This is a genomic window from Bacillus cereus group sp. TH152-1LC, assembly GCF_027710505.1.
Classification (GTDB): Bacteria; Bacillota; Bacilli; order Bacillales; family Bacillaceae_G; genus Bacillus_A; species Bacillus_A mobilis.
In genome coordinates, this window is the sequence record NZ_JAQFNK010000059.1 from 1 (window position 1) to 4,958 (window position 4,958).

Consider the following 4,958-nt stretch of genomic DNA (forward strand, 5'->3'; position numbering starts at 1 on the left):
GCGTTGGGGTGATATCCATGTGAAAAAAATATATTTTTTATTAATTTTTATCTTGAAAATAATTAGTAGGTTTTTTTATTGCCTAAAAAGGGGTGGTCAAAGTGGAAGCGTTACAAGATGTACGAAGTGATGTTCAAGAAATAAAGCAAGATATTAAGGACATTCGCTTAGAGATTAAAAGTTTAGAAATGAGGACAACAGGTAACGAGAAAGACATTATCAATATCAACAAACAACTAGATAAAATCAGCGCCAATACTACCTGGATTTTGCGACTTATAGTTGGCGGAATTGTTGGTGGCATTCTCACTTTCTTAATGAAAGGAGGTGGTATGTAATGTTTGAAATTACTGTAATGATTGGAATTGTAGTAGGTCTTTCACAGATTGGAAAAACAATTGGATTACAAACAAAATATGTTCCGTTACTCAATTTAACGCTTGGCATTATGCTAGGCGTTTTATTTATGGGCGGAGATATCAAAACAAATGTATTTCAAGGAATCATCATTGGACTGTCGGCAAGTGGATTATTTGACCACACAAAAATTATAAAAAAGGATGTTGATGCTAAATGAAAAAGACAATGAAACATATTACCTCGTTCCTTATGATTCTAGTACTTGCTGTTTCTTTTGCTACAAGTGCTTTTGCTCTTATTATTCCTGATTTACCGAAACAACCATACCGTTATGGTGTAGGTGCTTATGAGGGCGTTGTAGCACATTCTACAGCAACTGCAGAAGCTCCAGCTATTAACATTCAAAAATATGAGTCTCGTACATGGAGAAATGCATTTGTTCACTATGCAGTCGATTGGGACGAAACAATCCAAATTGCTGATACAAAATACATTGCTTATGGTGGCGGTCCTGCTGCTAATAAACGATTTGTACATGTAGAGTTATGCGAAACAGCGGACTACACAAAATTCAAACGCAGCTATGACAAATACGTTAAGTTACTAGCTAAAATCTTACGTGACCGTGAATTATCTGTAGAAAAAGGATTGTGGACACATAGCGATGTAACTCATTACCTTGGTGGTACGGATCATGAAGATCCAATTGATTATTTAAAGTCTCATGGCGTTTCAGAGGCTCAATTTAGAGCAGATGTACAACGAGCATATAATTCTAGTGTGGACGTTTCTGTTCCTGAGAAGCCATCTAAACCAACAGCTGTAACGGACGGCATTGCTTATATGGAAGGTTACAACGTTAATTTACGTAAAGGACCAGGTACAAGCTATTCTAAGGTTCGTCAATTAAACAAACCAGAATCTTATATTGTGTGGGCTGAAAAAGATGGCTGGTTAAATCTAGGTGGAGAACAATGGATTAAGAACGATCCATCCTATGTAAAGTTTAGTAAGAAAAGCATTGTGGATGCTTCAATTGTAGGTAAGCGCGTGGTTTCAAAAGTTAACAATCTACGTTTCTATGATGCTCCATCTTGGCAGGATAAAGATGTGGTTGGCTCTGTAGATACAGGATTAGGATTTACAATTGATGCGAAAATAAATGTAAATGGTTCTCCGCAATATAAAGTGCACAATAGCAAGGGGGAAACATACTATATAACAATAAATGCAGCCTATGTGTATGTGAAGTAAACTAAAAAGAAATATATCTCTAAATTGATTTGCCATTGTATTATATGTAACAGCAGAAATGAAAAATAAAAATAAAAAACAGCGCATTCTTGACCAAAGAGTACGCTGTTTTGGGATAGAACAATCTATGTTAAGCGATGCTGAATCATTTTTAGTATATGTGACCAAATTTCGGGTATGGCACTTCATTAAAAATAAGAATTAGTGTAACTTCATGCTTATATTTTGGTTTAAATGGCCATAAAGGAAAAATATTTAAATGAAGCGCTTGTTTACGAGGGATAGTAGGAGAAGGAAAAGCGAGGATAAGGTAAAACACCTTGCTTTTCTAAAAGAATGTCTTCTTGAGGGAACCCTCCCTTAATCATCCACGAAAGGATATCAGGCAGCCACATAATGAGCACGCTAAAGATAATTCCTAGCCCTAGTCCTAATAGCAAGGAAGCAGCTAACGACGATTAAAGTGATTCCTAGTATGAGTAGTAATGAGATTAAGCATAATTTATATAACAACCTAGTCCCCTCCGATATAGATGCTTATACATTGGAGTATATCGATTTTCAGAAAAGAAGTATATAGGATTTTCGTTCCACTAGCGAAGCGGTAGGAAAAATAACAAAAATTAGCGAGGTGAATAAGAGTTTAAAAAGATGAATATTCGAATGTTGTAGAGGGATATAAAGAAAAGAGCATCTCCGGATTGAGTGGAGGTGCTCTTCGGGATGAAGACATGTTGATGTTTTCTTATGTAATATGAGTCTATGTAGTGAAACGGTGTAATATGCAAGTAAGTAGTCTAAGGTGGTGAGCTGGAATGTTTTTGTGTAGCTGTCTTCGCATGTGAAATATGGCCATAACTAGAAAAAGTCCATTGCAATGATGAGGCAATGGACTTTGGGTCTGAGAAGTTTTGAAGCAATTAAGACGGTTTGTTAGATGGTAATATGATTATACGGTACGGTCTTATGAAAAGTATAGATATTTTTTGTGCTTTTATAAAGGTATAAAATGAAATGCAAATCATAAGAGGGCATGCTAACATGATTAAAGTCTGTGATTTGTTTTAATTCATTTTATTTGTGTGCTCCAATTCTGGAGCCTTGTTTTGTATGTAAGGAATGGAAAAGCACCTAGTACTGATTTAGTGTACTAGGTGCTTTTTATTAGATGGACCTTGTAGGACTTGAACCTACGACGGGACGGTTATGAGCCGTCTGCTCTAACCAACTGAGCTAAAGGTCCAATTTGGAACAACACCCTTTCGAGTGTTTGTTCCTTAGCTAGAACTGATAGGAAGTTTTGTTGTCATCTGAGACATATTGCGTACACATATAGAATAAACAACACCTTCTAATCAATCATACCATGCGTATTAAAATATAAAATGGTCATTTTTGTACTTTTTCAAAGGTGATAATAAATTTTGTACAACTCTCTTCTGGTAGGATATAAATTTCCAATATGATAGTTTTAAAAAATTTAGATAATGTCTTTAATACAAGGATTAATCATTTTGCTTAATAAATAGAAGTCTCTAACATATAGATTCAAAACTCTTTATACAATTGCCCTGTAAATTAAGTAAATGTACTAATTTAAGGAGGGAATTGTAAGGTTTTCTCTGATTACATCCAGAAGTCATTTTCATCTGTATTTTTGATGTTTTTGTCATAATTTAGAAAAGTCTATTTGATTAGAGTTTCATATTGTCCAGGTCGAGAATCATAATTATAAATAATGAGATAATACGTTCCTTTTTCAGCGGTGTAGGTATTTGTAAGGATATTGTTATTATTAGTAGATAGATAGGATACATATACGGAGGGAGAAGAAGCATGAGCAAGAATCCAACTTAATCCAATGTTGTTTTTGTTTTGTACAGAAATTGAAAGATCCATTTTTGAAGGAACATCTATTTTAAATATGTCCTGTGCATCATTTTGATTTAAAGAACCATTAAGAGGCCCATTGGTAGAGAGTGTGCACTGGCAATATCATTATTAGGCTCGGCTTCATAAGAGATAGGTTGGTATGTTTGAAGGGCTTTTCCAGCATTAATTAAACCACCTGTTAAGACTTTATTCGTTAATGTTGAAAGAGGCGAGGTATTATTCATTATTTTGTTTTTTACTTCGGTAGGGCTATAGGAAGGGTAGGTAGATTGGTTTTATGAACCAAAGTATCTCAACGTCATATTATATATAGAATGTTATATAAGTCTCTTTTAGAAATTTATCATGCATAAATTCATTTGAATGTAAGTCATACCGATTTGTTAAAGAGTTTAAGAGCTATATGATGATAGTGAAAATACAAGTAGGGCTTAATAATATTCTACGATGTTTAGAAATGAGGAGATTAATTTGCCGTTAACATTTATGTATGTAACGAGTCAAAAGGATAATAATATTGAAGTAATAGATGTAGCAAATAATGAAGTTGTTTCTAAAATCCCAGTAGGAATTAAACCGCGTGGGATAGCGATTACTCCAGACGGTCAATATGCTTATGTGGCGAATTTCGGGAGCAATACCGTATCTGTTATTCTTACAGAAACGAATACGGTATTGACATCCATTAATGTAGGGACAAATCCTACAGATATAGCAATTACACCAAATGGACAGTCTGTATATGTAACAAATTTTAGAAGTAATACAGTATCCGTCATCGATACCCTAAGTAACGCTGTGTTAACTACCATTCCAGTTGGAAGTATGCCAAGAGGTATTGCTGTCACTCCGAATGGGGCATTTGTTTACGTTGTAAATTTTAATAGTAATCGTGTTTCTGTAATTGATACGAACACTAAAGCTATTATTAAAACAGTTATCGTGGGAGCTGCACCGATTGACATAGCAATTGCAGCAGATGGTTTATTCGCCTATGTAACAAATCATAGTGGAAAAACAGTGTCTGTCATTGATATCGCAACCAACACAGTGAGCATGACAATTCCAGTTAGCGTGAAGCCTTATGCAGTTACAATTACATCAAATGGAACGTATGTTTATGTGACTGGATATAATACGAATATTGTAGAGGTTATTAGTACAACAACGCATACAGTAACAGATTCTATTACTGTGGGAACATCACCGATTGGAATATCTAATTCTACAGGTGGAAACATTATATATGTGGTTAATGAAGGAAGTAATACTATATCTGCAATTGATCAAAGGATGAACACTGTCATTGCAACTTTTCTAACAGGTATTCAACCTTATGGAATTGGTGTAGTAGGATCTGCAGGTGGAATAGGCCCAACAGGAGCTACTGGAGAAATGGGAGCGACAGGACTACCGGGTCCAACAGGAGCTACTGGAGAAATGGGAGCGAC

5 protein-coding genes and 1 tRNA gene are annotated in these 4,958 nt (G+C 35.1%); 4 read left to right on the forward strand and 2 right to left on the reverse strand.

What is annotated here, in order from left to right:
* Positions 1 to 101 precede the first annotated feature (101 nt).
* From PDL00_RS34520 to PDL00_RS34530, 3 genes are read left to right on the forward strand one after another with little or no spacing between them, the layout of a single operon-like run.
* Positions 102 to 338 (forward strand): hemolysin XhlA family protein, encoded by a 237-nt coding sequence (locus PDL00_RS34520; protein WP_000387825.1) that lies wholly within the window; start codon positions 102 to 104, stop codon positions 336 to 338.
* Entirely contained in the window at positions 338 to 577 is a 240-nt protein-coding gene (locus PDL00_RS34525; protein WP_000461722.1) for a hypothetical protein, read from the forward strand. The genes PDL00_RS34520 and PDL00_RS34525 overlap by 1 nt, the downstream gene beginning before the upstream one ends.
* Complete coding sequence (locus tag PDL00_RS34530) at positions 574 to 1,614, forward strand: N-acetylmuramoyl-L-alanine amidase (protein WP_270733832.1); 1,041 nt, start codon at positions 574 to 576, stop codon at positions 1,612 to 1,614. The genes PDL00_RS34525 and PDL00_RS34530 overlap by 4 nt, the downstream gene beginning before the upstream one ends.
* A 1,169-nt stretch (positions 1,615 to 2,783) precedes the next feature.
* On the opposite strand, the gene PDL00_RS34535 is transcribed toward PDL00_RS34530, so the two are convergent.
* A tRNA-Ile gene (locus PDL00_RS34535) sits at positions 2,784 to 2,857 on the reverse strand.
* A gap of 443 nt (positions 2,858 to 3,300) precedes the next feature.
* Positions 3,301 to 3,540 (reverse strand): pre-peptidase C-terminal domain-containing protein, encoded by a 240-nt coding sequence (locus tag PDL00_RS34970; protein ID WP_368857248.1) that lies wholly within the window; start codon positions 3,538 to 3,540, stop codon positions 3,301 to 3,303.
* A gap of 438 nt (positions 3,541 to 3,978) precedes the next feature.
* Here PDL00_RS34970 and PDL00_RS34540 point away from each other — a divergent pair.
* A partial coding sequence (locus PDL00_RS34540) for a beta-propeller fold lactonase family protein (RefSeq protein ID WP_270733833.1) occupies positions 3,979 to 4,958 on the forward strand: 980 nt, incomplete at its 3' end.